We start from the raw sequence: 25,108 nt of genomic DNA on the forward strand, positions 1-25,108 counted from the left end.
TTTTTACAGTTAAGTCCAACGGTCGAGAGTCATTTCTGCTTCTGTACGATCCACACTGGTGAAACGTCTTCCTGTATTATAGTCACTAATCCGGTAATGGCCGCTTACAGCGTGCTGCTCCATGACAACACTGCCTTTCTCCTCCAAAGGCTTCCAGTACCATTCCTCTTGGCGAGAAGCTTCCCACTCGTACCGTTGATGGGCAATAGTCAATGCCGTTTCCAGCGGGGAATCACCGCAGGCTGCTTTTAACACACTACTTCCCGGAAACAGTGCGATGACGGCCACTACGGTCGTCCATCCCGCTAAAATACGCCCTTTTTCAATCTGCACGAGCGTTTTTTTCGAGACACCGATGATCACCGCCATTTGATCTTGTGTGTAGCCCTGTTCCACACGTATCAGTTTTATCTTATCGGAGATGATTGCTATCAACTGTTCTTTGTCCATTCCCATCTTCCCCTTTTTGATATTTCCATTTTAACATGATTCATCGCTGTCCACTATCTGCAGGGCTTTGACTATTGACCATCAATTCGGAGCGAGAAGATTAATAACCTCAGGAGTAGGTATAGGGTGACGAAAATCGTAGGCACCTTTCTCTCGTTCCAGGCCGCTGAACTTCACTTCCCGATAACCGGCCGAAAATGCCGTTGCAAGCAAAGCATCCACCATTTCCCTTCTTTCCCTTTCATCCTTGAAGGCATGGTGATCTACATCAAGATACAAACGCTCTTTATCTTCCTTAACGACGGACAAACGAACATGATCTGGAATTGGAGACTCAAGCTGTGGAAAAGGAGCATTCTTTCCCATCTCTGTAAGGAGATCCGAAAAGTCTGCATCATCATCTGCTTGTACGGGAGTGAGCAGCGATTTTGTGGAAGCATCATAGTGATAAATAAGAAAATAATACGTTTCTTCTGAAACTACAGGCAGTTTATCGGTCACACCATAATTACCGATGGCAACCTGTTTCCCGTCAGAAGTCTTCACATCAACGGAATCTGAGGCATATCCGGATAATTCCCACCTCACACTTTCCACGACAGACCTAGCCCATGAACTCCCGCTGACTTGATAGTTCTCAGGAAATACCGCTCTCGCTTTTCCATTCTCTTCATCTATCTCGTAATCCACTTCAGGAACAGTACGCGGAGAAAGTCCGAAAGTGTCTGGGTCCACTCTCGTTTCTTCGGAAGCGAGTGTGATTGGAATGACGAACTCTCCATTCCTGTCCGGGAAGGCCTGCACCCTCATCCCGGATTTGCGGGTATCTGCAACCAGTGACAGTGTATGTGTCGGCATATCCAATCCAGCTCCTTCCAAAACGGGTGGTAATGGGACAAATTCCCCTTCCCTCGTGTCTGTTTGCTGCGCCCCTTGTTCAGGAAGGGGCTGCAGGATTTCCTGAACAAACGGGAGAGAGACTGCAAGGAGAGAGAGAACGGTAAGAATAGATAATAGAGGAACAATCCGGTGCCGCTTCTTCCTCACACCACGATTTATCCTTCTTTCAACAGCGCGATACACCTCCCCCTGCTCCCTTTTGTCTTCCAAAGAAGGTAACTGAGAAAGCCACTGCTTCACATCCTGGTCTGATATTTTTTTCTTACTCAATGTCTCCTCCTCCTTCCCTCGCTTTTTCTATATGGGTTCTCAAGGCTTTCATACCACGATGCTGCGTCGTTTTCACTTTGCTTTCACTGAAAGAAAGAGCCTCTGCTGTTTCCTGAATGGACATTCCCTGCAAATAGCGGAGTATGAGCACACTCCTCTGATTAAAAGAACACTTATCCAAAGCTCTGTACATTTCCTTCACCTCTTCGTTCATTACAGCCACTTCCTCAGGCAGAGGGAGACCATCGCGTAAGCTCTCCTTATTCTTCGTCCAATCAAATGTTTCTATAATACGATCCCTTTTTCTCTTCTGCTTCCGAAAATAGTCGATGGCCACGTGACGGGCAATGGAAAGCAGCCACGTCTTTTCTGAGCTTTGCTTTCGAAAGGAATGATAGGATTTTATGACACGTATGTACACTTCCTGCACGAGATCTTCTGCAACAGCACGGTCCTTGACCATATAGATAAGAAATTGAAATAAATCCCGGTGATGTTGCTTATACAGTTCATCAAAGAACGATTTCAAAACAGTACCCCCTGAATCACCTATGTATATAGTCGTAACAAATAGGAGATCGTTACACTACCTATACTAATACGAAAAAAAAAGAAAAAGCTACCCTGTTCTAGGGCAGCTTTCCTGCTGGGTCCAATCTATGGTTTGTTAATGGGTAACGTCTGAACAACCGTCCTAATACAGGAGCCATAACAATCAGAAAAACAGTGTTTGAAACCGCATGATTGATGTCCATAGGAATCCCTGCCAGATAATAGGCCCAGAAGGGCTGTCCTGCGACATGCATCGTGAGAGACAGGACAAAGCCATAGAAGATACCACTCAAAAAACCATATACAGATAACAACCATACCGGAAGCTTAGGAAGAATCTTACCTAAGATACCTGCTCCGACACCGATTAAACCCCAGGCTGTTATCTGCCATACGGTCCACATACCCATGCCGAGGAGGAGGTTGGAAGTCAGTGTCGTTACGAAAGCAACCAGTACACCTCCAACTGGACCCAGCCAAAATCCGGCGATGATAATAATCGCCGTTACAGGCTGGACATTAGGAATATTGGCAAGAGCCATTCGGCCCGCAACAGCTAATGCTGACAGCATGGCAATCAACGTCAGTTTATATGTGTTCATAGTTGGTCATTCCCACGCATGATAATCGAAGGTAACCTGATCTCCATCTTTCAATTCATAATCTTCTGCGCCGACTTGACCTTCTTCTCCATTGACGGTGTACATCCATGCTTTCTTTTCATCGCCTCCAACACCTTCAATGGAGTTGATGAATCCTCCGGACTGTTCCACTTTGAAATTGTCCTCCATCACCTCCATCAGATTCGCACCTTCTTCGGCAGTAATTGATTCAGAAGCAATTTCTTCGGCACCATTATCTTGTGAAAGCTCCACCTCTACGGTAATTTCCTGTTCCTGCTGTTCGGTCGTTTCTGCACTCTTTTCTTCATCTTCCTGCGCGCCGCATCCTGCCAAAACACCGACGGCAAGGAAGGCCGCCATCATCAGGCGATACCATTTCTGTAACATTTTTTTCTCCCCTTCTGTCTTTTTGAGGGTTTTGAGTAGCCACAAATAAGAGCCTGCCCCTGTTGGGACAAGCTCTAAGACGAACCAATAGAAGCGGGACTGGCCGCCATTCACCGATCGGTTGCCTCAAATACTCAATCCTCGAAGTATTGAAACGCGAGATCAGGCAGGTCTACTGACTCGTGCGTCATCCTTCCAAGGCTCCTTCCCGTTATCCACAGTGGATCCACCTTTTCGTCGGCACTCACAGTTGCGAGGACAGTTCCGGTTTCCTTACCGGATTCCCATTTTAAGTCTTTCAGACACCTGAATTCTCATTTTATACAGTTCCTTTTTAAGCGTACACGAAACCGTCACAATTGGCAATAAGGGGATTACCCATGAATGAAAGGGATGCGGAAGGTAAAGGTCGTCCCTTCCCCAAGCCTGCTGTGGACGCTGATCTCCCCGTCGTGCCCCTCGACGATGTTCTTTGCAATGGCGAGACCGAGACCGGTTCCTTTCTTATAATCCTTCGTTTTTCGCTTCCTGGATTTGTCCGCCTTATAGAAGCGTTCAAATACAAATGGCAGGTCTTCTTCAGCAATGCCCATACCGCTGTCGTTTACCGAAGCGACCCAGTCATTCCCGTCTGGAACGACCGTCACATTTACTTCTCCGCCTTCTTCCGTGTGGCGGATGGCATTATCAATCAAGTTCGTGAACACTTGTTCAATACGATCCGGATCAAAGGTAAGCCTGCCGAGTTCAGGAGCAAGATCAAGCGTAAGGTTCACCTGTTTATCACCTGCCAGACCACTGAACTTCCGGATAATCTTCTGCATATACGGTCCCATTTCGATCGTATCATGAGCGAGCTGAATATGCCCCGCTTCCATACGGGCCAAATCCAGCAGCTCGTTGACCAATCTGCCGATCCTGAGGGATTCATCATGAATGATCTGAGCCAGCTCGTTTTTGTCTTCTTTAGTTTCTGCAATATCATCCACAATTGCCTCGCTGTATCCCTGAAGCATAGAAATTGGAGTGCGTAGTTCGTGCGAAACATTGGCTATAAAATCTTTACGAAGCTTATTTAGTCTCCGTTCTTCCGTCATATCACGCAGAACCGCGACGGCGCCACGAACCTTTTCCCTGTCATAGAGAGGGGTCATAATGATCACCCATGAGCGACCTTGTACGGATACTTCCACCATGGATTCATGTTCCTCTGTTATAACACTTTGAAAGAGCTCTTTTAAAGGCTCCGGCAGACGAAGCTCCTCTTCCTTATCCCGGGACGGATCCCGTTCGAAATCAGCGGCTTTCAAATACTGCTGGGCTGGAGGGTTCGTTATGAGCACATCTCCTTGACGATTGATGGTTATGACACCGTCCGCCATGGAACGCAGGATCCCTGAGAGTTGTTCTTTCTCTTGATTCAAAGCATTAATATGAAATTTCAACTCTCTTCCCATCCGATTAAAAGCCATGGCAAGCTCGCCGATTTCATCATGCGTTCGGATCGGGATTTTCGTATGAAACTCTCCCTTAGCGAGTTCCATAGCTCCCTTTCTCATTTTAATAAGTGGAGCTGTTATTCTCGTAGACAGGAAAAAGGCAAAAATTGTAGTTAAAATAATCGCGATCCCTGCTCCAAGAAATATGATTTTCGTCGTTTGCTCCGAGGTCTCTTCTACGGTGTCGAGCGATTGATAGACAAAGACCGCTCCAGAGCTATTCTCAAGAGGTGTTCCAACTACCATCACACCGGAGGCATGCTCCTGCATATCTGCAATCTTTTTGACGTCTTTACCGTTTTCCATAACGGCCCGAAGTTCAGGGTCCTTCCGAAACCACGCATCATCAAGCTGCGGCATCGCTTCGGATTCACTTTCAGCGAAAAGACTGTCGCCGGGTCCCCAGACAATGACTGCGCTGCTCGCTGGATCTTTAACTAAAATAGTCGATGAAAGCAGAAGGTCTTCATCAGATTCATAGCGGTCGACAACTTGAGAGATCTTGTCGGCTGTCTGAAGCAGATCGCTTTCCGCTTCGAGTATGTGATAGTTTTGGAAGAACTCAAGCAGCAGAATGGTAAGGATAAAAAGGACGAAGCATACAAGCAGGAGGATGGTGAACCAGAGTTTCCCGACAACACTCCGCCAGAACATCAGTCTCCGCTGACCTCGAACTTATATCCGATTCCCCAAACAGTCACAATCATCCCTGCAGCTTCCTGAGAGACTTTACTCAGCTTCTCCCTCAGGCGTTTGACATGGGTATCCACCGTTCTTAAGTCACCAAAAAACTCATATTGCCATACTTCCTTCAACAACTGCTCGCGGTCGAAAACCTTGTCTGGTGACTGCGCCATAAAATGCAACAGCTCGTACTCTTTCGGAGTCAGGGAAACTTCCTCCCCTTCCGCAGTCACCCGGTGGGCATCATTGTCGATAGTCATATGCGGAAACACCAATACATTTCTCGCCTGCGTATCTGTTTCCAGGAATTTGGTCGAGGATGCTCTCCGCAACAATGCCTTCACACGCAAAACTACTTCCCTCGGACTGAACGGCTTGACTATATAATCGTCTGTACCGACCTCGAATCCTTGAACCCGGTTGGCTTCTTCACCTTTTGCGGTAAGCATGATTACTGGAGTAGCTTTTTTCTCTCTTAATTCCCGACATACATCTATCCCGTCTTTTCCGGGCAGCATTAAATCGAGTAAAATGACGTCATAATCATTGTTCAGCGCTTTTTGCAGAGCTTCTTCTCCATCCTCTGCTTCATCGATCTCGTAGTGCTCTCTTTCCAAATACATGCGGATCAACCGACGGATACGCTCTTCATCATCAACGACCAGTATTCTTGCTTCTTGTTCCATGTTACCTACCTCCGACTGTATATTCTAAGTTAGACAAAGGGCAGGCGGGACATTTCGTCCCCCTGCCGGGCTTCTCGTTTACGCATACGAATGTAAACCGGATATAATTAAATTCACAGCAATGAGATTAAACATAATAATACCAAATCCTCCGACAGCAAGCCAAGCGGATTTCATTCCCTGCCATCCCCGTGACAAGCGAAGATGCAGATAGGCTGCATAAAAGAAGAAGGTGATCAAGGCCCACACTTCTTTTGGATCCCAGCCCCAAAAGCGATCCCACGCCTGCTGTGCCCAAATCATGGCGAAAATAAGCGCCCCGAGTGTGAAAACCGGAAATCCAATCGCTACGGCCCGGTAGGAAACTTCGTCCACGACCTCAGGATTCACCTTGTTTAACAAAGGCTGAATACTTGCTGCAATCCGTTTTCTCAGAATGATCCGTGCCGCCCAATACACAACAAGACCTCCGAGAACTGCCCAGATAAACGTATTTAATTTCTTCGCAGCGTCTTCTCCTCGCATCCACTCCGGTACTTCAAAGAGAGGCCCGAAATTGTCACCGGATACTTTTTCTCCACCGGAAGGACCAGCGATCGCCGGCATGTAATAGACAATTTCCTTCACCTGACCCTCAACCGGGGCTTCAAACGTCGTTTCGTGCCCTATAGCATTGAAGGTAGAGGAAAGGACAATAAAAGCGATGGTGGTTGCGATAATATAAATAACAAATTCCAGCCATGTGGTATGTTTCGACCGCCTTGATTGATCGACCTGCCTTATAAGAAATATTAAACCGGCAACAAAGCTGACGGATAAAATCCCCTGTCCAAGCGAAGCCGTCGTCACATGGATGTATAACCAATGTGACTGAAGGGAAGGAACCAGCGGTGATATCTCCGTAGGAAACATACTGGCGAACGCAATCAGAAGCAGCGCGATCGGCAGTGCGAACAATCCCAGCAGATCCAACCGATAGATGAAATATAAAACAATAAACGCAAAGACGAGCATCATCCCGAAGAAGGTGGTGTACTCGAACAAGTTACTTACCGGTGCATGTCCGCTTACCATCCATCGTGTAATGAAATACCCGACCTGAGTCAGAAAACCGATTACTGCGAGGGTGATACCAATATTCCCCGCTAGTTTACTCCGCCCTTTCTTCTTGTCTCTTATCGTTCCTGCAAAGAAAAAAGTTGCGATCAAATAGATAAAAAAAGCTGCATACAGCAAATTGCCGCTAATCGTCGTCAAGTCCCCCATATCCATCCTCCTGACTATCTATGATTTCATTTCATATTGGTCTTTCGGTGATTCTATGTTGGTCCCTTCGATGGCTTTATCGATCTCCATTCTCAAAGCGTACCAGTTTTTGTTTGTGTGTCCGGAAACCCATACCCCGTCTTCACGGGGTTGCAGCCAAATGCGGCGGTGGTTCCAATACATACCCTGGATGACACCAATCATGAAGATGGCACCTCCGAGGGCAATGAGCCAAAGCGTGTGGTCTTTCTTTACCGTTAATCCGGTGACGTCCCGAACATCGAAAGCTGTAAGACCAAGTTTATACTGATTGTCCCCTCCGGCGTCAATATTTGCACCGATCCCGAGGAAACTCGTCTCCGGTTCCGTCTCGCCGGGAGGATAAACATGAAAGACAAAAGCAGGGTTTCGTGGATATTTAGAGGCGGATACCGGCTCCCCGTTCTCCATCTCATAATCCGGGAAGTAGTTGGCAATCTCCACACGATAATCTCCAACTTTGTATTCCGAAGCAGGTGCTGTCAAATCCACAGTGAACTCCCCGTAATTGGTTTCGTCATCGTCTTTATCATGAATCTTAAAGCTCATCTCTTTAAACTCATCCAGTTGATAACTTGCCTGATAAAGTGCATAATCATCGAATTTCAGCGGATTGTTCATCGTAGCGGCGCCTTCTTTCAACTCTTTCAGCTCCGGTTCCGCACCGGTAACACCCTGATTCGTCCGCTCATAGATGACAGCATCTGTCCGGAAGGTCTTTGGAATGGCACCTTCCTGATTCTCCAGCGCTTCTTTAAACCTGGCATCTTCCGGATTATCTTTATCATAAGTTTCCAAGGTAAACGCTTCATTTTTAATGTAAAACTGACCATCCGTCCCGTTGATCAGTGCCGTTTCCCCTTCCCGTACCCATATGAAATCATCGACATACAAAGCAGGTACGAAGCGTAAAAGCGCTCCCAGCAAGAAAACGATTAAGCCGATGTGGTTGACATAAGGCCCCCATCTGGCAAAGCGGTTCTTTTCAGCGAGCAGATGACCATTTTCCTCCGTAACCTTATACCGGCGTTTCTTCAAATTCTGCTTGAATAATTCCGTGTCGATATCATCCCGAACCGTCTCTCCGAAAATACGCTGTTTCTTCATGAATAGTTCATGACGTTTCGGTTTCTGTCTCTTCAAGGTTTTATACAATGGGAAGAAGCGGTCGATACTCGCGATAATGATCGATATGCCGATCATGGCAATCAGAAGCATGTACCACCAGGACGAAAATAAATCGTGGAATCCCAGCTGGTAATAAATCTGACCGAACATTCCATATTGGTCACGGTAGTGTGTACTTGGATCTACGTTTTGCGGTATGTACATTTCTTGAGGGAGTATCGTGCCAACGGCAGATGCAAAAACAGTAAGGAAGATCAGCCAGACTCCGACTTTTACAGAAGAAAAGAAATTCCAAATCTTATCAATGATCGTCCTGTTGTAGGTCTTCGAACGACGGGCGCTCCCGTCATACCTCATGTTGAGCAGCTCTTTCTGATCATTGCCATCAATATGTTGATTCTTCTCGACAGGTTTTCCGCAGGACTCACATAACACAGTCCCTTCCGGATTCACATGCCCACACTCACAGGTAATTTCGTTCATTAACAAAACCTCACAATATCGTGTAAAATCTACTCCTCCGGCGTAATCCTCTTCAGGTAACCTTCCAATTTATCCAACGTCAATGGACCAATTACCTGTTCTTCAATATCCCCGTCTGGTGTGATGAATAAAGTGGAAGGAAGGGGGTTTATATTATACAATTCCATAACCTGCCCATCCTTATCTCTAAGAATCGGGAAAGTAAGATTATATTGGTTGATAAACTTATCTACTACGAGATCGGTGGAATCGAGATTGATCGCCAATATCTCCACACCTTTTTCCTTATATTCCGGATACAGTTCCTGCATATAAGGCATTTCCTCTTTACAAGGACCACAAAAGGTAGCCCAGAAGTTTATCATAACGCCTTTACCTTCCAGTTCGCTTAACCGGACGGTTTCCTCTGTTCCAAATTTTTTCAATTGAAAATCAGGCGCCTCTTCCCCCTTGGCGATAACTTCCTTATCTTCCTTCCCATTTGCAAAGATGGCAAAGACGACAAGACCAGCCATGACCAACAGCATAAACGAACGAAAGAGTAAGCGCTTTTTTTTCTTGGCCAATGTCTTTTCCTTCACTTTATCCACCCCCAGATTATTATACCATTGAATGGAAATTTTAAATTTGAACGTTATTCAACATTTTTTTCCGCCAGCTGTCTCAGCTGTTTCACTTCATGAGGCTTCAGCGGCCGGTAATCCCCTGCATTCATTCCACGCAAGTCAAGCGAGCCGTATCTTTCTCTCTTCAACTTGTCCACAGGAAAACCAATGGCTTCGAACATCCGGCGCACTTGGCGGTTCTTCCCTTCATGAAGGATGATTTGGACAATTGCCGTGTTCTTTCTGGAGTCCGTGGATTGAACTTTGGCGTGTACGGCCTTCAAGTAATCGCCGTCTACCTTCATTCCTCTTTTCAACTGCTGGAGCTGTTCTCTTGTCGGAACGCCCTTCGTCTTTGCGATATACACTTTGTCCACTTCATGTTTCGGGTGCATAAGCAAATTTGCAAAATCACCATCGTTCGTAAGTAGAATCAATCCGGATGTATCATAGTCCAGGCGGCCGATAGGAAAAATACGTTCCGTCACTTCCGGCAGGTAATCCGTTACGACCTTTCTCCCTTTATCGTCACTTACACTGGAGATGACACCCCTCGGTTTATATAGGAGATAATAAACAGGCTCTTCTTTGTCAATCGGTACACCGTTCACCTCGACATCATCATTCCTGCTTACCTTCGTGCCGAGTTCTGTCACCACTTCACCATTGACCGTTACTTTTCCATCGGCGATCAATTTCTCAGCTTTCCTTCTTGATGCAATCCCTGCGTGAGCGATCACTTTCTGTAGTCGTTCCATTTCTGCCATACGACCGTCACCAACTTTCTTATACTCGTTTTTCTTTAAAATCCATAGCACGAAGCCACGCTTTTCTAAAGCGAGGCTCGATGATTCCTCTTCATTATACACATTATTGGTATATTTGAACAAAAAAAATCATCCTATCCTTGAAATAGAATGATTACGATAACAATGGAAGCCGCAATACCTACAAGATCTGCCAGAAGACCGACTTTCAGAGCGTCCCCCATCTTCCTGATTCCTACAGCTCCGAAGTAGACGGTAAGGATATAAAGAGTCGTATCCGTACTTCCCTGCATGACAGAGGCAAGGTACCCGATAAAGGAATCCGGACCGTGCGTCCGAATCAACTCTGTCGTCATGCTTAAGGCAGCAGTTCCGGATATCGGACGGATCAAAGCTAATGGTAATATTTCCTCCGGGGCTCCGATTGCGGAAAGGAGCGGTTCAAACAGGCTGCCGATAGCCCCCATTGCCCCTGATGCCTGGAAAATGGCTATGGAAACCATCATTCCCAACAAAAACGGAAGGAGGGAAATGGCAATGTGAATCCCTTCCTTACTGCCTTCTACAAATACTTCGTAGGATGGAACTTTCTTTATCGTTGCTGTCACCAATACAATAAGAATGATTGCCGGAATCAGCCAGATACTCATAATCGGACCGATCTCTTCCTACGGTAATGGAAATACCGATCGATGACTAAAGCGGCGCAGGTGGATACAAGCGTCGCTAATATTGTAGCTCCTATAATGGCAGTTGGATCAACGGAACCGTATTTCATCCGAATCGCGATCACTGTCGTCGGTACAAGTGTCAAAGAGGACGTGTTGATGGCAAGGAAAGTGATCATCGATCTGCTGGCTTCATCGGAACCGGATAGTTCTTTCAATTCTTTCATCGCTTTCAGCCCCATCGGTGTTGCAGCATTACCCAGTCCGAACATGTTCGCTGTCATATTCGAGAGAATGTATCCGAATGCGGGATGACCGTCCGGAATGTCAGGAAATAACCGTCGTACTATCGGTCGGAACAGCTTCGAGAGCCCTGCCAGCAGCCCGGCTGTCTCTGCTATCTTCATCAATCCAAGCCAAAAGACCAGCACACCGGTAAGGCTGAGCGTAATCATCACTGCTTCATCAAGCGTTGCGAAGATTGCCTGATTCACCTGATCCATCGTACCAGCAAAAGCAGCATAGATGATACCTGTAACGGCAAGCATGGCCCAGATTACGTTGACCATGGCGCCACCCCCATCATACGGTCCATGAAACCTTTCAGCTCCTTGAAAAAGCCCTCCTTTGGCTTTTCCTTGTAAACAGGAATGTCTGCTACTGGTTCGTTTCCTACTTTAAATGTTGTCACACCTGCCATATTAGACGATGCATCCTCATTCTGATATCGGTAAAAGACAGCTTCCACGTCTTCTTTTTCATTCAACGTCAGAGGAACAACAAGATCACGGGGTATGTAAAAAGATGTCCCGCCAACTTCAACCGTCCCTTCTTTCTGAAGAGTGACAGATTCAAAGTTTTCAAATCCCCATTCATACATCCGTTCATGATCATTCCAGTCATCCGAGGCTTGAAGGGTGACAGCGATCAGCTGCATGCCGTCCTTTTCGGCACTGGAAACCAACGTCCGACCCGCCTTTTTTGTATATCCGGTCTTCCCTCCGTTTGTCGGGTCATAATACTGGGTTAACAACTTATTTTTATTCATCCACGCATAATCTCTGTTCTTCGACCGATACATCTCACTACCTGTCACCTCTTTGAACGTTTCATTCTTCATGGCGTAAGACATTAAAAGAGCAAGATCATAGGCGGTGGAATAATGCGTCTCCCCATCCAATCCATGGGGGTTCTCGAAGTGACTGTCATTCATACCCAACCACAGCGCCTTTTCGTTCATCATTTGCACAAAACCCTCAACACTGCCACCAACGTGTTCCGCAATAGCAACGGCAGAATCATTCCCCGAACGGAGCATAAGACCGTAAATAAGGTCCTTCAACGGGATTTTCTCTTTCTCTGTTAGATAGATGGAAGATCCTTCGGTATAAACAGCTCTTTTACTTACCGTAACTTTTTCTTCGATGTCTGCCGCTTCAATAGCAATAATCGCTGTTAAAATTTTTGTCGTACTTGCAATCAACGTCGGGTCGTATGCATTTTTTTCATAAAGGACACGTCCAGAATCAGCATCCATCAACACGGCACGCTCTGCGGATACGGAAATGTTCGCTTCTGCATGAACACTGCCTGCCTGATTCATGGATACTATTAAAAAAAGGATAATGAAGAACCATAAGCACCTCTTCAAAAAAAGTTCCTCCCATTCAACGTCGTTTGCTTCACCATATGCGAAAAAGTACAAGCATATTCTTCTATGCAGTAGTAAGAGAGAAGGAAAACCATAAAAAAAGACCACCCAAAATGGTGGTCGGTAATTAATCATCAAAGGGGTTTTCCGGAAATTCATCAAAAAAGAGGTCTCCGCTGCCTGCGGCTTCTCCGGGTTGCTTCAATTCAGCTAAAGGCGGAAGCTGTTCCATGGACGTCAATCCGAAATAAATCAGGAAATCCTTGGTTGTTCCAAAAAGGACAGGACGACCGATCGCATCTTTACGCCCCTTCTCCTCAATAAGGCCTCTATTGACGAGCGTTTGAATAGCCCTATCACTTTTCACACCGCGCAGGTCATCAATTTCGATTCTTGTAATCGGCTGCTCGTATGCGATGATAGCCAGGGTTTCCAGCGCAGCTTGGGAAAGCCTTGTTGAGCCTGGTGTATCCAACAGTTTCTTATAATAGGAGGCATGCTCCGGCTTGGTTGTCAAGTGCAAAGTCCCTTGGGAATCCATAATGGTAAGGCCCCTGTGTTTTCCATTATAATCTTTTTTCATTTCTTCCAATATCCCGTTGACCGTCTTCGTGTCCACTTCCAGCAGTACGGACAGTTTTTTCTTTGTCACACCTTCGTCTCCTGCTGCGAACAAAAGACCTTCGATAATTGCTTTTGTTTCTTCTAACTCCATGGTGCATCCTCCATCTTAAACACAATCAGTTCTTCGAAATGTTGTTGCTGAACACAAACAATATCATTATTTTTCATCAATTCAAGAAGCGCGATAAAGGTAACGACAATGTGCGGTCTGGTTCTCCTCTCGAACAATTGGTCAAAAGGGGTTCCTCCAGAATGCGTTTCGATCTTCGTCAGAATCTCATCCATCCGCATCTGAATGGGGATTTCATCCCGCCTCACTTTTGCTTCCTGGGATGACGGTTGTTTACTCCTGTTCAAAAGACGCCCCATCGCCTGGATCATATCATAAATGGAAGCTTCCCCAGGCTTCACCGTTTCTACTTTCTCTTCCGAAAGATCCTCTGTACGGAGCGGAGGACGTGTATAAATACGGTTTGCATCCAATTCTTTGTCTTTCAGATCTTCAGCTGCCTGCTTATATTTTCGATATTCTATTAAACGTCTCATAAGATCCTCACGCGGATCTTCTTCCATCTCACTCTCTTCGAAATCATCGACAACAGCGGTGTTAGGCAGCAGCATTTGACTTTTAATCGCGAGAAGGGTGGCTGCCATCACCAAGTATTCACTCGCAAGATCAAGCTCCAACACCTGCATCGTATGAATATAATGCATATACTGGTCTGTGATCTGCGACACTGGTATGTCATAAATATCAATTTCATAGCGGTTAATCAAATGCAGAAGGAGATCCAGTGGACCTTCGAATCCTTCCACTTTTACTTGATAGCTTTTCATCATAGCATTCTTCCTTCACGTTTGTACTTCTTTCCTATCGTATCAAAAAAACCTCCGAATCAACAGACGGAGACAGTGGGATAGTTGCATAACAGATCTCTGTTTCTATACAATGAAATGGAGAATCGGAGGTTTCCATTATGTATCCAACACCTTATGTAAAATTTCTTACTCATTTTCACGGTACCCGTGACTACTTCGAATGCCACGAAGTACTGGAAGAATATTGGAAAGAGGTCGACCCGAAAAACCGCTCTTCTATATGGGTCCTCTTCATACAGACAGCTGTTTGTATGTATCATTATCGAAGAGACAATAAGAAAGGTGCAGACACCTTAATTAAAAGATGTATTCTTCGAGCAGAATCCGGCCTTTCAGAGATAGAAGAATTAGGCGTGGATGCAGAATCCTACCTGGAGCATCTAAACAGAATAAAATCGGATCTGCAGGAAGATCTGCCCTATCACAGCTGGAACTTTCCATTGAAAGATCTCTACTTGAGACAGGAAGTGCAGCAGATGTGCCTGGATTGGGGCGTCGCGTACGGATCGCCCAGTGACTTGGATAATGCCCAACTCGTCTATAAACATAAGCTCCGCAACAAACAAACCTAAGGAATCCAAACGGAAAGGAGGTGCCGCCAGCGGACACCTCCTTTCAAATTTGGGAAGAAGCACTCTCTTCATCACATTTATCTACAAAAGATTCCGTAGAAGCATCTGCACAAACACGCACCTGCTCTCCGTAATGTGCACGAACGCGCCGGATCATCTGCTTTCCAATACCCATGTTTCGATGGGAAGGGTTGACAGATACGTGCTGTATGACAGCCTCATCGTTCTCCAGACGTACGCCGACAGCACCGAGAATGTCCTCTTCTTTCCACAAGAACAAATTCCAATCAGGATTAGAATCGTACTCTTTAATGATTTCCTGAAGAGTTTTCACATCGGATACTTCCGGCATGAAAGAAAGTAAACCCATGGCAATCTTTTCAAATGATTTTTTATATCGAATTAGCATATTAACCCCTCAATTATGAAAATAACTTCCAATTTTGCCGTAGAGGCACAAAAGGTCCTGGAACTACCGTACTTTATAACGGCTGAAATCCGTGTGTTACTTTCAAGCGATAGCCTAACTTTGCCCCCTGAATGATGGCGCCCCAGAAACAGGTGATTACCAGCATCCCTGACCAAAGAAGACAGATAACATAACAAATGCCCTTTATCCCGGTCCATTTTAAGAAGCAGGAAGCTTACAAGCTCATACTCTTGTAATAGGATATAGGATTCTCCATCGATATTCAACCCCCATGCCTGCGGAAGCTGGACCACACATGGCAGCCGTCTGATTTTCTGCCATTTACGGTAAAGGGGATCATATTCGCAACAGCAAGATAAAGGTTGAACCAGAACAGTAAGGACCAGAAAATATGTATACCAAGGAGCGGCCAGACGAGGCCGGCCGCCCCTATGTTGAAGAGAGGTCCACCGAAACTGATCCATCCCTGTTCCTGCCTTGTGAAGGAGGGTTCCCTTTCATTTATAGAGAATGCTCCTTGAAAAAAGAACAGACAAATGACCAGACGAAATTTCCTGCTGCGGACATCTATAATCCGATACCCCCGTCCTAATTGCAAGGTACTGCATTCGGAGCGAAAGGCTAAACCAAAAAAGACATGCCCCCATTCATGAATAAACAAACTTAATGGAGCGACAAGGAGAACCAACAGGAATACGGCAGTGATCATCAATTCATATCAGGTTCTGCAATTATTTCTCTTCGACTCTTACCTTCTGCATTACATCTCCGACGCGGACACGGTCGACGATGTCTACACCATCAATCACTTTACCAAAGACTGTATGACGACCGTCCAGGTGAGGCTGCGGGGAATGACAAACGAAGAATTGGCTTCCTCCCGTATCTTTTCCAGCGTGGGCCATTGAAAGAGATCCGCGTTCGTGTTTGTGTGGATTACCTTCTGTTTCACATTTGATCGTGTAGCCTGGGCCGCCTGTACCTGTCCCGTTCGGACATCCGCCCTGAATAACGAAGTCAGGAATAACGCGGTGGAATGTCAAACCGTCATAAAACTCATCATTTGCAAGTTTTTCGAAGTTCGCTACCGTTCCTGGAGCCGCCTCTTCATATAGGTCAATCACCATTTTTTCTCCATTTTCAAATTGAATTGTTGCTTTTTTCATTTTCTCTACCCCTTTCCATTTTCGTAAGACAAATCAAGCCGTGTCATCTCTTGGTATGTTTCTCTCCGCACGACCAGCTGATGCTTTCCGTCTTCGACAAACACGACAGCCGCCTTTTGAAAGCGGTTGTAATTGTTTGCCATAGCATAACCATACGCTCCTGTGCTGAAAACTGCAAGCCTATCCCCATGCTCAACTTCCGGCAACGCCACATCCCATATTAGCATATCTCCAGACTCACAGCACTTCCCAGCAATTGAATATTCTTTGACAGGGTCTTCTGTCATGCGTTCTGCCAAAGCAGCTTCGTATTTCGCCTGATAGAGAGCAGGACGGATATTGTCCGTCATTCCACCATCTACCGAGACATACGTCCGTACTCCAGGGACTTCTTTAAGAGAGCCGAGCGTATATATAGTCGTCCCTGCTTCTCCAACAATCGCGCGACCAGGTTCGATCCAGATTTCCGGCATAGGATATTGGTACTGCTTCGATAAATGTTTGACTTCCTTGATCAAAGAATGGGCATATTGATCCAAATCCAGCGGACGGTCCTCCTTCGTGTACTGAATCCCAAAGCCTCCGCCTAAATTAAGGACACTCGCTTCGTAACCGTGCTTCTCTCTCCATTCTTCCAATGTTTCAAAAAGCTTCCTTGTTGCCATTTCAAAACCATTCGTTTCAAATATTTGAGAACCGATATGACAATGCAGACCGATGACATGTATCTTCCGGTGATCCTTCAGCTTTTCGAAGGCAAGTTCTGCCTGCCCGCTGCCAAGATCGAAACCGAACTTCGAATCTTCCTGCCCGGTCAATATGTAATCATGCGTATGAGCTTCAATACCCGGCGTCACGCGAAGAAGTACGTCAATTTCCGTATTCTTCTCTGTCAATATCGCATCAAGAAGCTCCATTTCATAGAAATTGTCCACTACGATGCAGCCGATGCCGTAATCAACAGCCATCTCCAGCTCCCTTATGCTTTTGTTGTTCCCATGCATATGGATTTTCCCCACAGGGAACCCGGCTTCAAGCGCCGTATGAAGTTCTCCTTCAGAAACGACGTCCAGGCTCAACCCTTCCTGTCCTGCCACCTGCAGCATCGCCACACTGGAAAAAGCTTTGCTTGCATAGGCCACTTGAGCCGGTACATCATACTCACGAAACGTTTCTACAAATGCTCGTGCATTCGATCTGATTTTCCCTACGTCATAAACGTACAGAGGTGTTCCGTATTGATCTGCCAACTCTTTGACCGACACGCCGCCGATCATGAGATGTCCTCTATTATTCACTTCGTGATTCATCGTATCCCGCCTTTATGTCCGATACCGGATGTGTTTGTTAAAAATAAAATGTCCTTTGACATCAAAGGACATTTTCAGATTTATTTTAATTTATCACATTGCTAAAGAACCGGCAATACGATTATTTTTGTCGCTGGTTGTTTTGCGGGTGAACGACGCTCGGGCGTACTTTGAGAGTCGGCATGCTCATACGGAAAACAATCTGCATGGCGGCTTTTAAGTTGAAAGGAAGAAACGGCCATAGGTACGGCGTGTTCAGCGATTTCGTATGGGCCAGCAATAGGATATAGGCCATAAAACCAATCAATAATCCTTTTATTCCGAAGACGGAAACAAGTATGACCAGCGTGATCCTCGCCATTTTATTCGCAACCGACAACTCATAACTCGGTGTCGCATACGAGCCAATAGCGGCGACCGCAACGTACAAGATAACCTCCGGCACGAACATCCCAACGTCGATCGCTATCTGTCCAATCAATACGGCAGCGATCAGCCCCATGGCCGTCGATAACGGCGTCGGAGTATGAATAGCCGCAATCCTCAGCATCTCCAAACCTAAGTCGGCGAGTAAAATTTGAAAAATGATTGGAATGGCGCTTTCTTCATTCGGCCCTATGAATGATAAAGGCTCTGGTAATAAATCAGGCTGCATAACGAACAGCATCCATAATGGAAGTAAAAAAACGGAAGAGAAAATACCGAAGAACCTTACCCATCGCACAAATGTACCAACAGCGGGTGATTGTCTAAATTCCTCTGCATGCTGGACATGGTGAAAGTAAGTCGTCGGCGTGATAATCATACTCGGGGATGTGTCGACCATGATCAATACATGCCCTTCAAACAAATGAGCAGAAGCGACATCCGGACGCTCGGTATAACGCACCAGAGGAAACGGGTTCCTTCCCTGATTAACCAGGTATTCTTCCAATGTCTTGTCCGCCATTGTCAGCCCGTCGATATCAATATTTTGAATTTCTTTCTTTATCAATTGAACGAGACCCGGGTCGGCTACATCTTGTAAATAAGAGAGGCAGATATCCGTTTTGCTTCGTTCTCCGACCTGCATGATTTCATGACGGAGCCGTTCATCCCGGATTCTCCTTCTCGTCAGTGCTGTATTTTCTATGATATTTTCTGTGTATCCGTCACGAGAACCGCGTATGACTTTCTCCGTATCCGGCTCTTCCGGTGTCCGTCCAGGATAAGAACGAACATCCACAATAAACGCTTTCGGCTCTCCTTCGATAAAAATGACGATCAGACCGGATAAAAGCTGCGTAATACACTTTTCCATATCATCGGCTTCTTCCACCTGCTGGTGTGGAATATCGCTTTTAATCCTTTCAAAAATGGGCATTTTCTTGTCTGCTGTCTCATTTATTTCAAACAACTGCCGCATCAATTCCACGATAATTGGTGTTTCACACAAACCTGTCACGTAATAGATATTTACTTCATGATCGAAAACGTGAAGGGTGCGGAACCCGATATCAAAGGACTGCTCCACCCCGACACGCTCATTCATAATCCTGCGATTCTGCTCCAGCTTCATGACAATCGGCGTCTTTTGTTGTTCAGGCATCACTTCATCTCCTTGCTATAGCATTATCCTTTCGGCTTAAAAAACACAGCGACAATGAATCCGAACAGGATGGCAGAAGCGATCCCGGCAGATGTCAATTCAAAGATTCCTATGGCAATTCCGATCAGTCCGTGATCCTCCGTCTGCTCCATTGCCCCGTGCAGGAGGGAGTGCCCGAAGCTCGTAATCGGTACGGTCGCCCCTGCGCCGGCAAATTCAATTAAGTTATCATAAAGATCGAAGGCATCGAGGACCGCCCCTGCTACAACAAAAGAGGACATAACGTGTGCGGGCGTCAGTTTAAATACATCAAACAGAATTTGTCCAATGACACAAATGCCTCCGCCCACCAGGAAAGCCCACAAAAAAGTCATGACGGTTCCCCCTTTCCTAATACGACGGCATGTGCGATGCCAGGTATCGATTCTTTCTGCTGAATCATCATCGGGTTCATGAGGGCACCCGTTGCTACAATAAGGACACGCTTATACTTACCTGCTTTTAAATCCTGAACAATTTTTCCGTAGGTGACGACCGCGGAACAAGCGCACCCGCTTCCCCCGGCAAAAACCGGCTGGTCACTGTGATAAACGAGATTACCGCAGTCCTTATGAACATCTGATATGTCGTACCCGTCCTGCTTCATTAAATCACGAAGGATCGGAGTACCGACAGACGAGAGGTCTCCTGTCGCAATCAAGTCGTAATCCGAAGGCATCCTCCCCATATCTTCCAGATGTGTCTTAATCGTATCCCAGGCAGCAGGAGCCATCGCTGAGCCCATATCGAACGGATCCTTGATGCTGTAATCCATGACTTTCCCGATAGTGGCCGCTTCCACCTTCACCTCCGAAGGGACTCTGGAAAGAATGGCCGCGCCGCTGCCTGTCACAGTGAACGTCGCGGTTTTCGGCTTCTGTCCTCCGTATTCTGTCGGATACCTGAACTGCCTTTCTGCTGTACAGTTGTGGGAACTGACGGCCGCCAGCACTTGGTTCGCATAACCGGATTCCACAAGAGCTGCTCCGGTTGCCAGCGTCTCCATACTTGTCGAGCAAGCTCCAAACATTCCGATGAGCGGAATCCCAAGCTGTCTCGCCACATAGTTTCCTGTCACGTTTTGGTTCAACAGATCCCCAGCCAGGAAGAGGTCGATAGCGGATTGATCGACACCAGCTTTCTGAAAGGCTGTATGAACAGCTTCCATCATCAGTTTTCGTTCTGCGAGTTCCCAGTTAGCTTCTCCGCAGTGCAGCTCTTCATGAATAATATCGAATGTTTCTTTCAAGGGGCCTTCCCCTTCCATCGGTCCTACAGATGTTCCGGTCGACTGGAGGTAGACGGCATCATTGAAAGACCACGATTGCTTTCCTGTTTTTCCCATAATGTTTACCTCCTAAAATATAATCGACCACAAATAACGAATGATTCCCAGCACGTAAGCAGAAACGACACCGAAGACGATGACGGAACCCGCAAGCTTAAATAAGTTCGTAGCAACGCCGAGCACCAGTCCTTCCGATTTATGTTCCAAGGCTGCGGAAGTGATGGAGTTGGCGAAACCCGTAATCGGCACGGCAGAACCCGCTCCTGCGAATTGTCCGAGTTTATCATAGACACCAAAACCCGTCGCCAGCGCAGCGAGTAGAATAAGCGTCGCCGCGGTGGGATTCATTGCATTCTCTTCTTTAAAGTCAAACCAATGCACATACATCTGGCTGATCAGCTCACCAAAGACACAAATGAGCCCTCCTACGATGAAAGCTTTGAGGCAATTCATGACGATGGGCGGTTTGGGCTGATACGTTTTACTTACCTTTTCAAAGTTCTTCTCGTTCATCGTTTGCTTTTCCATGATGTAACCTCCTGATGCTCATTTAACGAATATAATCCATTGAAACAAGGAACCTGCTATTTTCCCCAGCACTAACGCCATTAATAACGTAAACAAAAAGCCATCTACTCCTATGCGCTTGAACAACAAGGGAAATACGTTCAACACTTCTGTCAATGCAGCAGCGAGCATCCCGATGAATATGCCGTGGAAGAGACCCCAAATTATGATTCCGACCAGAGACATATGGACAGGCACGTCTCCAAAGGATAAATAGATGCCGCAGAAAACACCCAGGATAATAGCGGTCTCGTAAACACGGAGTTTGGATTGCGACCGGCTCAACTGCATCAGCCGGGGAACGATTCCAAGCACCGTCAGAAAAGCGACGAACCCTGTCCCGACCGCGATGCCCGCAGCTAGACCGATCAATATTTCAATGATCCACATCCTGTTTTTCCACCTTATTTTCTTTGATGGCCACATAATGATCGAGGTCTTCCTGATAATTGAAAATCTCCACTTCCATTGGACTCGGTTCTTCATTAAACCGCTTCTGGAACCAGTGGTTGAAGAAGAGGATCATACCGACCCCCAGTCCTATGGAATATGGAACCTGGATCCACAACGGGTGCTCTTCCTCTTCTCCTGTCAACATAAAGTGAAGCTTCTGCTGAACGGATTCCATGCTGACATCGTAGTGAAAGTTCATGATTGCCATCGCTGCACCGATGAATAACAAAATCCAGATTCCTGCGATCAATAATGGTGAAGGTTCTTTCTTTCGATCCTCTACATGGACTACGCACTGGCTCGGTCCAATCATTTCGATCTCAACGTCCGGATTTCCGGCTAGTATTTGTTCGATGACCATGAATGAGTCGATCACCACGATATTCTGATCCTCTTTAGTAACCTGATGAAGTTCCATGTGTTCGACTTCTTCCAAGTGACGTCCGGGACCCACGACCCGCGCGATATCCGAGAGGCGGATGACCGCACCGGGCGGGACATAAATCGACTGCTTCATGCGGATATAGATCGGCGTCATATCATTCGCCTCCCTGGATTGATTTGTTGCACTTATTATGTGTGTGTTGGGTGAAATCATACAGAATCACCGAGATGAGGGTTTGGACAAACAAAAAAAGACTGCACCCCACTGGGTACAGTCTCAACTTGTATCGGTCATCGTTTCTTTCATGTCTGCGAGGATCTTTTTTTCCAATCTCGAGACCTGAACCTGAGAAATTCCAAGACGTTCTGCTACTTCCGTCTGCGTTTGGTCTTTATAGTAGCGGAGATAGATGATCAACCGCTCACGTTTATCCAGTCTGCTCATGACATCCTGCAGGGTAAGGTGGTCAAACCAATTGTTATCCTCTTCTGCAATTTGATCGACAAGCGTGATTGGATCTCCTTCATTCTCATAAACCGTCTCATAAATCGACTGCGGCGAGCGCCCTACTTCTTCTGCCTGAACTATTTCTTCTGTTGTAAGTCCAAGGGCATCGGCGAGTTCATTAACCGTAGGAGAGCGTCCGTTCTCTTTGAGCAGCTCTTCTTTCTTCGCACGCACCTTATGATTAAGCTCTTTCAGACTCCGACTTACTTTCACACTCCCGTCATCCCTGATGAAACGCTGGATTTCCCCGATTATCATGGGTACGGCATATGTGGAGAAACGGACATCATAGCTCAAATCAAATTTGTCGATCGATTTCAAAAGTCCGATGCATCCGATTTGATATAAATCATCCTGGTCATATCCCCTGCGCAAATAGCGCTGCACGACAGACCAAACGAGCCTCGTGTTCTTCTCGACAAGGAAATCTCTCGCCTTATGATCCCCGGACTGACTCTTCTTTATCAAGTCTTTGACATCTTTGTCGGACAGACGTTCCTTTGTCGTATCGCTCATTCGCAGTCCCTCAATTACATAGAGCACGGGAGGAGGTCAATTGTTTCGTCATACGAATCGTTGTCCCCATCCCCGGCTCTGATGTAATATCGACTTGGTCCATGAAGTTCTCCATAATTGTAAAACCCATCCCCGACCTTTCCCACTCGGGTTTTGAGGTGTATAAAGGTTCTTTCGCCATATCGATGTTCTCAATGCCGCGCCCACGATCCTGGATAATTAATTCAATCTCTTCCCCTTCAATAGCGCAGGTTAAAAGGACTTTTTCATCCGCTTTCTCTTCATACCCGTGGATAATTGCATTGGTTACGGCTTCTGATACGACCGTTTTAATATCCGTCAGTTCTTCCATCGTCGGATTTATTTGACTGATAAAAGCTGCTACGGATACACGCGCCAGAGATTCGTTGGCACTGATACTCGTGAATTCGATGGTCATTTCATTTCGCATGATGCCACCCCCAGTACCTCAAGCGCAGTCGCTTCGTCCTCAACATGCTTCATGATTTTAAACATTCCCGACATATCGAACAGTCGTTTCACCTCAGGACGTATGGAACAAAGCATCATTTCATTCCCTCTCGCCTGAACCTCTTTGTAACGGCCAAGCATTACTCCAAGTCCGGAGCTGTCCATAAAGGACAACTTCTCTAAATTGACGATTACATGTTCGACTCCGGGATTCTTTAAATGTGTCTGCCACTTCTCTCGAAGCTGGGTAGCCTCATGATGATCCAACTCTCCATCCAGACGAACAAGCAATACGTTTTCATTCACAGCAAATTGTACACGAAGACTCAAGTGGTTCCCCTCCTCATACGATATAAGAGTCACACTAAGACTTTCGTATTTTCCACCTCTATTTCCTGCATGAAAACAATACTAGCCCAAAAATGCTAAAACCTCTGAAAGCTCGTCAAATTCCTCCAGGAACGCTCCCACAGTTCAAGAATACTCGCTCTCTTTACTGGATCCTTCGTTTCAAGACGCACTTTAGCCACTTCCTGCCCGTCTTTCTTAACGGCTACCCACCCCATGTGCGTCCCTTTATCCATAGGAATGTCGACCTGTCCGCCCTTCTTCAATTCTGTCTGGTAATCGGCTTTCTTTTCATTCTTTTTCTTTAATACAACCACGTCTTTCTCAGGATACAGCTTAATTTGACGCGGTTTCCCTCTTGTTTCCGTCACCACGTCCATTGCTTTATCCTTGGAATGGAGTTTGACAGCTTCATACTGTCCAAAACCATAATCTAAAAGGCTTGTAATATCCGCGTTTCTTTTCTTTGGATTTTCAGCACCCATGACCACCGCAATCATATGCATCCCGTCCCTGGTGGCAGATGCAGTCAAGCAGTACTTGGCCTCTGATGTATAACCCGTTTTCAAACCATCCATGCCTGGATAGGACTTGATCAATTTATTGGTATTAACAAGCCAAAATTCCTGATCTGTACCTTTTCTTAAGTAATCTTCATATATTTTCGTATAGTTCGTCACTTCTTCATGAAGCAGCAGTTCTCTTGCCATGACAGCCATATCATGTGCCGTGCTGTAATGACCCTCTGCCGGTAGACCGGTTGGATTCTTAAACTGGGTATTCTTTAATCCAAGATCTTTGGCTTTCTCATTCATCCGGTCAACAAACGCCTTTTCACTGCCGGCAATTCTCTCTGCCATCGCTACACTGGCATCGTTTCCAGAGGCTACAGCGATTCCTTTCAGCATTTCCTCCACCGTCATTTCTTCTCCTTCTTCAAGGAAGATCTGCGATCCCCCCATGGAGGCGGCATGTTCACTGACTCTTACTTTTTCGTTGAGTTTAATACCACCGGTCTCTAATTCTTCCATGATCAAAAGCAGCGTCATAATTTTCGTCATACTGGCAGGCGGCAGCTGTTTGTCCGCATTTTTATCGTATAGCAGCATTCCGCTGTTTTTTTCCAAGAGTACAGCGGAATTCGCTGATTGAGTGATGTCGGAAGCTGCTTTTTCCTCGGCAAAGGAAACCGTTCCCGGCATGACAGTCAAAAGAAAGAAAACTGCGGCGATCGTACCAATCAATTTTCGCATAAACAAGACCTCCCATTGGCTTTAAGTGCCCCTATTCTTCCCTTACCAGCATCT

The 25,108-nt window shown here is 46.2% G+C and carries 31 protein-coding genes and 1 riboswitch; of the genes, 1 reads left to right on the forward strand and 30 read right to left on the reverse strand.

Translation table 11 applies throughout. The annotated features are described in order from the left end of the window. Window positions 1–9: 9 nt before the first annotated feature. The 16 genes from AXG56_RS05700 to AXG56_RS05775 form a co-directional block, all read right to left on the reverse strand. A complete protein-coding gene (locus tag AXG56_RS05700; RefSeq protein ID WP_008638636.1) occupies window positions 10–450 on the reverse strand; it encodes a helix-turn-helix transcriptional regulator in 441 nt (146 codons plus the stop codon). Between the two features lie 81 nt (window positions 451–531). Continuing rightward, window positions 532–1,620, reverse strand: a complete 1,089-nt coding sequence (locus AXG56_RS05705) for a hypothetical protein (protein ID WP_062513535.1) — start codon at window positions 1,618–1,620, stop codon at window positions 532–534. Next, window positions 1,613–2,149 (reverse strand): RNA polymerase sigma factor SigX, encoded by a 537-nt coding sequence (gene sigX, locus AXG56_RS05710; RefSeq protein WP_008638640.1) that lies wholly within the window; start codon window positions 2,147–2,149, stop codon window positions 1,613–1,615. The genes AXG56_RS05705 and sigX overlap by 8 nt, the downstream gene beginning before the upstream one ends. A gap of 100 nt (window positions 2,150–2,249) precedes the next feature. Beyond that, window positions 2,250–2,774, reverse strand: coding sequence for an ECF transporter S component (locus AXG56_RS05715; protein WP_008638642.1), 525 nt, complete (start codon window positions 2,772–2,774; stop codon window positions 2,250–2,252). A gap of 6 nt (window positions 2,775–2,780) precedes the next feature. Then, entirely contained in the window at window positions 2,781–3,182 is a 402-nt protein-coding gene (locus AXG56_RS05720) for a DUF4430 domain-containing protein (RefSeq protein ID WP_039871590.1), read from the reverse strand. A 147-nt stretch (window positions 3,183–3,329) separates the two neighbouring features. Then, a riboswitch (cobalamin riboswitch) is annotated at window positions 3,330–3,507 on the reverse strand. A 49-nt stretch (window positions 3,508–3,556) separates the two neighbouring features. Beyond that, the gene (locus AXG56_RS05725) at window positions 3,557–5,335 is read right to left on the reverse strand and encodes an ATP-binding protein (protein ID WP_008638644.1); all 1,779 of its coding nucleotides are present in this window, start codon (window positions 5,333–5,335) and stop codon (window positions 3,557–3,559) included. After that, window positions 5,335–6,051: a response regulator transcription factor gene (locus AXG56_RS05730; protein ID WP_008638645.1), complete on the reverse strand. Its 717-nt coding sequence runs from the start codon at window positions 6,049–6,051 to the stop codon at window positions 5,335–5,337. Before AXG56_RS05730 ends, AXG56_RS05725 begins: the two co-directional genes overlap by 1 nt. A 78-nt stretch (window positions 6,052–6,129) precedes the next feature. Next, on the reverse strand, window positions 6,130–7,317 hold the full coding sequence (gene ccsB / locus AXG56_RS05735) for a c-type cytochrome biogenesis protein CcsB (RefSeq protein ID WP_026577333.1): 1,188 nt from the start codon (window positions 7,315–7,317) through the stop codon (window positions 6,130–6,132). 18 nt (window positions 7,318–7,335) lie between these two features. Beyond that, window positions 7,336–8,967 carry a cytochrome c biogenesis protein ResB gene (locus AXG56_RS05740; protein WP_062513537.1) on the reverse strand — a complete coding sequence of 544 codons (1,632 nt, stop codon included), beginning with the start codon at window positions 8,965–8,967 and terminating at the stop codon, window positions 7,336–7,338. 29 nt (window positions 8,968–8,996) lie between these two features. Further along, a complete protein-coding gene (resA, locus tag AXG56_RS05745; protein WP_026577331.1) occupies window positions 8,997–9,548 on the reverse strand; it encodes a thiol-disulfide oxidoreductase ResA in 552 nt (183 codons plus the stop codon). 53 nt (window positions 9,549–9,601) lie between these two features. Continuing rightward, entirely contained in the window at window positions 9,602–10,330 is a 729-nt protein-coding gene (locus AXG56_RS05750; RefSeq protein WP_026577330.1) for a pseudouridine synthase, read from the reverse strand. A 143-nt stretch (window positions 10,331–10,473) separates the two neighbouring features. Then, window positions 10,474–10,989 carry a spore maturation protein gene (locus AXG56_RS05755; protein WP_026577329.1) on the reverse strand — a complete coding sequence of 172 codons (516 nt, stop codon included), beginning with the start codon at window positions 10,987–10,989 and terminating at the stop codon, window positions 10,474–10,476. Beyond that, complete coding sequence (locus tag AXG56_RS05760) at window positions 10,986–11,576, reverse strand: nucleoside recognition domain-containing protein (protein WP_008640105.1); 591 nt, start codon at window positions 11,574–11,576, stop codon at window positions 10,986–10,988. Before AXG56_RS05760 ends, AXG56_RS05755 begins: the two co-directional genes overlap by 4 nt. Then, window positions 11,564–12,712, reverse strand: coding sequence for a D-alanyl-D-alanine carboxypeptidase family protein (locus tag AXG56_RS05765; protein WP_008640106.1), 1,149 nt, complete (start codon window positions 12,710–12,712; stop codon window positions 11,564–11,566). Before AXG56_RS05765 ends, AXG56_RS05760 begins: the two co-directional genes overlap by 13 nt. Window positions 12,713–12,785: 73 nt before the next feature. Further along, window positions 12,786–13,373, reverse strand: coding sequence for an SMC-Scp complex subunit ScpB (gene scpB / locus AXG56_RS05770; protein ID WP_008640108.1), 588 nt, complete (start codon window positions 13,371–13,373; stop codon window positions 12,786–12,788). Beyond that, on the reverse strand, window positions 13,364–14,122 hold the full coding sequence (locus tag AXG56_RS05775; protein ID WP_026577327.1) for a segregation/condensation protein A: 759 nt from the start codon (window positions 14,120–14,122) through the stop codon (window positions 13,364–13,366). Before AXG56_RS05775 ends, scpB begins: the two co-directional genes overlap by 10 nt. 137 nt (window positions 14,123–14,259) lie before the next feature. On the opposite strand from AXG56_RS05775, the gene AXG56_RS05780 reads away from it, so the two are divergent. Next, window positions 14,260–14,733, forward strand: a complete 474-nt coding sequence (locus AXG56_RS05780) for a DUF309 domain-containing protein (RefSeq protein ID WP_062513540.1) — start codon at window positions 14,260–14,262, stop codon at window positions 14,731–14,733. Window positions 14,734–14,776: 43 nt separating this feature from the next. Here AXG56_RS05780 and AXG56_RS05785 read toward each other — a convergent pair whose 3' ends face one another. The 14 genes from AXG56_RS05785 to AXG56_RS05850 form a co-directional block, all read right to left on the reverse strand. Next, window positions 14,777–15,142, reverse strand: coding sequence for a GNAT family N-acetyltransferase (locus AXG56_RS05785; protein WP_008640114.1), 366 nt, complete (start codon window positions 15,140–15,142; stop codon window positions 14,777–14,779). A gap of 283 nt (window positions 15,143–15,425) precedes the next feature. Next, the gene (locus AXG56_RS05790; protein WP_039871831.1) at window positions 15,426–15,872 is read right to left on the reverse strand and encodes a site-2 protease family protein; all 447 of its coding nucleotides are present in this window, start codon (window positions 15,870–15,872) and stop codon (window positions 15,426–15,428) included. Between the two features lie 22 nt (window positions 15,873–15,894). Continuing rightward, window positions 15,895–16,329 (reverse strand): peptidylprolyl isomerase, encoded by a 435-nt coding sequence (locus tag AXG56_RS05795; protein WP_008640120.1) that lies wholly within the window; start codon window positions 16,327–16,329, stop codon window positions 15,895–15,897. Window positions 16,330–16,334: 5 nt separating this feature from the next. After that, complete coding sequence (lysA, locus tag AXG56_RS05800) at window positions 16,335–17,639, reverse strand: diaminopimelate decarboxylase (protein ID WP_026577323.1); 1,305 nt, start codon at window positions 17,637–17,639, stop codon at window positions 16,335–16,337. A gap of 121 nt (window positions 17,640–17,760) precedes the next feature. Continuing rightward, a complete protein-coding gene (locus AXG56_RS05805; protein WP_062513542.1) occupies window positions 17,761–19,227 on the reverse strand; it encodes a spore germination protein in 1,467 nt (488 codons plus the stop codon). A 23-nt stretch (window positions 19,228–19,250) separates the two neighbouring features. Next, window positions 19,251–19,601, reverse strand: a complete 351-nt coding sequence (gene spoVAE / locus AXG56_RS05810; protein WP_008640128.1) for a stage V sporulation protein AE — start codon at window positions 19,599–19,601, stop codon at window positions 19,251–19,253. After that, on the reverse strand, window positions 19,598–20,611 hold the full coding sequence (spoVAD, locus tag AXG56_RS05815) for a stage V sporulation protein AD (protein ID WP_008640129.1): 1,014 nt from the start codon (window positions 20,609–20,611) through the stop codon (window positions 19,598–19,600). Before spoVAD ends, spoVAE begins: the two co-directional genes overlap by 4 nt. A gap of 12 nt (window positions 20,612–20,623) precedes the next feature. Next, entirely contained in the window at window positions 20,624–21,082 is a 459-nt protein-coding gene (spoVAC, locus tag AXG56_RS05820; RefSeq protein ID WP_008640130.1) for a stage V sporulation protein AC, read from the reverse strand. Window positions 21,083–21,100: 18 nt separating this feature from the next. Continuing rightward, window positions 21,101–21,511: a stage V sporulation protein AB gene (locus AXG56_RS05825; RefSeq protein WP_008640131.1), complete on the reverse strand. Its 411-nt coding sequence runs from the start codon at window positions 21,509–21,511 to the stop codon at window positions 21,101–21,103. Then, complete coding sequence (locus tag AXG56_RS05830) at window positions 21,498–22,112, reverse strand: stage V sporulation protein AA (RefSeq protein WP_008640138.1); 615 nt, start codon at window positions 22,110–22,112, stop codon at window positions 21,498–21,500. Before AXG56_RS05830 ends, AXG56_RS05825 begins: the two co-directional genes overlap by 14 nt. A gap of 123 nt (window positions 22,113–22,235) precedes the next feature. Further along, window positions 22,236–22,982 (reverse strand): RNA polymerase sporulation sigma factor SigF, encoded by a 747-nt coding sequence (gene sigF, locus AXG56_RS05835; protein WP_026577321.1) that lies wholly within the window; start codon window positions 22,980–22,982, stop codon window positions 22,236–22,238. Between the two features lie 10 nt (window positions 22,983–22,992). Continuing rightward, the gene (gene spoIIAB, locus AXG56_RS05840; protein ID WP_008640148.1) at window positions 22,993–23,433 is read right to left on the reverse strand and encodes an anti-sigma F factor; all 441 of its coding nucleotides are present in this window, start codon (window positions 23,431–23,433) and stop codon (window positions 22,993–22,995) included. Then, window positions 23,418–23,783: an anti-sigma F factor antagonist gene (spoIIAA, locus tag AXG56_RS05845; RefSeq protein WP_008640150.1), complete on the reverse strand. Its 366-nt coding sequence runs from the start codon at window positions 23,781–23,783 to the stop codon at window positions 23,418–23,420. Before spoIIAA ends, spoIIAB begins: the two co-directional genes overlap by 16 nt. A 95-nt stretch (window positions 23,784–23,878) precedes the next feature. Next, window positions 23,879–25,054 carry a D-alanyl-D-alanine carboxypeptidase family protein gene (locus tag AXG56_RS05850; protein ID WP_008640151.1) on the reverse strand — a complete coding sequence of 392 codons (1,176 nt, stop codon included), beginning with the start codon at window positions 25,052–25,054 and terminating at the stop codon, window positions 23,879–23,881. Window positions 25,055–25,108: the final 54 nt, after the last annotated feature.

This window comes from Halobacillus sp. KGW1 (assembly GCF_001592845.1).
GTDB lineage: Bacteria > Bacillota > Bacilli > Bacillales > Halobacillaceae > Halobacillus.

Coding starts and splice junctions, on each gene's coding strand:
- AXG56_RS05715 (WP_008638642.1), bottom strand. CDS start 2,774: ATGAACACATATAAACTGACGTTGATTGCCATGCTGTCAGCATTAGCT.
- AXG56_RS05785 (WP_008640114.1), bottom strand. CDS start 15,142: ATGCTAATTCGATATAAAAAATCATTTGAAAAGATTGCCATGGGTTTA.
- AXG56_RS05740 (WP_062513537.1), bottom strand. CDS start 8,967: ATGAACGAAATTACCTGTGAGTGTGGGCATGTGAATCCGGAAGGGACT.
- AXG56_RS05700 (WP_008638636.1), bottom strand. CDS start 450: ATGGACAAAGAACAGTTGATAGCAATCATCTCCGATAAGATAAAACTG.
- AXG56_RS05780 (WP_062513540.1), top strand. CDS start 14,260: ATGTATCCAACACCTTATGTAAAATTTCTTACTCATTTTCACGGTACC.
- spoVAC (WP_008640130.1), bottom strand. CDS start 21,082: ATGGAAAAGCAAACGATGAACGAGAAGAACTTTGAAAAGGTAAGTAAA.
- scpB (WP_008640108.1), bottom strand. CDS start 13,373: ATGGAGTTAGAAGAAACAAAAGCAATTATCGAAGGTCTTTTGTTCGCA.
- spoVAD (WP_008640129.1), bottom strand. CDS start 20,611: ATGGGAAAAACAGGAAAGCAATCGTGGTCTTTCAATGATGCCGTCTAC.
- AXG56_RS05790 (WP_039871831.1), bottom strand. CDS start 15,872: ATGATCACTGCCGTATTCCTGTTGGTTCTCCTTGTCGCTCCATTAAGT.
- lysA (WP_026577323.1), bottom strand. CDS start 17,639: ATGAATCACGAAGTGAATAATAGAGGACATCTCATGATCGGCGGCGTG.
- AXG56_RS05720 (WP_039871590.1), bottom strand. CDS start 3,182: ATGTTACAGAAATGGTATCGCCTGATGATGGCGGCCTTCCTTGCCGTC.
- spoIIAB (WP_008640148.1), bottom strand. CDS start 23,433: ATGCGAAATGAAATGACCATCGAATTCACGAGTATCAGTGCCAACGAA.
- AXG56_RS05805 (WP_062513542.1), bottom strand. CDS start 19,227: ATGCCTGAACAACAAAAGACGCCGATTGTCATGAAGCTGGAGCAGAAT.
- AXG56_RS05725 (WP_008638644.1), bottom strand. CDS start 5,335: ATGTTCTGGCGGAGTGTTGTCGGGAAACTCTGGTTCACCATCCTCCTG.
- AXG56_RS05750 (WP_026577330.1), bottom strand. CDS start 10,330: ATGGAACGACTACAGAAAGTGATCGCTCACGCAGGGATTGCATCAAGA.
- sigF (WP_026577321.1), bottom strand. CDS start 22,982: ATGAGCGATACGACAAAGGAACGTCTGTCCGACAAAGATGTCAAAGAC.
- AXG56_RS05795 (WP_008640120.1), bottom strand. CDS start 16,329: ATGAAAAAAGCAACAATTCAATTTGAAAATGGAGAAAAAATGGTGATT.
- AXG56_RS05730 (WP_008638645.1), bottom strand. CDS start 6,051: ATGGAACAAGAAGCAAGAATACTGGTCGTTGATGATGAAGAGCGTATC.
- AXG56_RS05755 (WP_026577329.1), bottom strand. CDS start 10,989: ATGAGTATCTGGCTGATTCCGGCAATCATTCTTATTGTATTGGTGACA.
- AXG56_RS05760 (WP_008640105.1), bottom strand. CDS start 11,576: ATGGTCAACGTAATCTGGGCCATGCTTGCCGTTACAGGTATCATCTAT.
- spoVAE (WP_008640128.1), bottom strand. CDS start 19,601: ATGACTTTTTTGTGGGCTTTCCTGGTGGGCGGAGGCATTTGTGTCATT.
- AXG56_RS05850 (WP_008640151.1), bottom strand. CDS start 25,054: ATGCGAAAATTGATTGGTACGATCGCCGCAGTTTTCTTTCTTTTGACT.
- ccsB (WP_026577333.1), bottom strand. CDS start 7,317: ATGGGGGACTTGACGACGATTAGCGGCAATTTGCTGTATGCAGCTTTT.
- AXG56_RS05830 (WP_008640138.1), bottom strand. CDS start 22,112: ATGACGCCGATCTATATCCGCATGAAGCAGTCGATTTATGTCCCGCCC.
- AXG56_RS05825 (WP_008640131.1), bottom strand. CDS start 21,511: ATGTGGATCATTGAAATATTGATCGGTCTAGCTGCGGGCATCGCGGTC.
- AXG56_RS05775 (WP_026577327.1), bottom strand. CDS start 14,122: ATGATGAAAAGCTATCAAGTAAAAGTGGAAGGATTCGAAGGTCCACTG.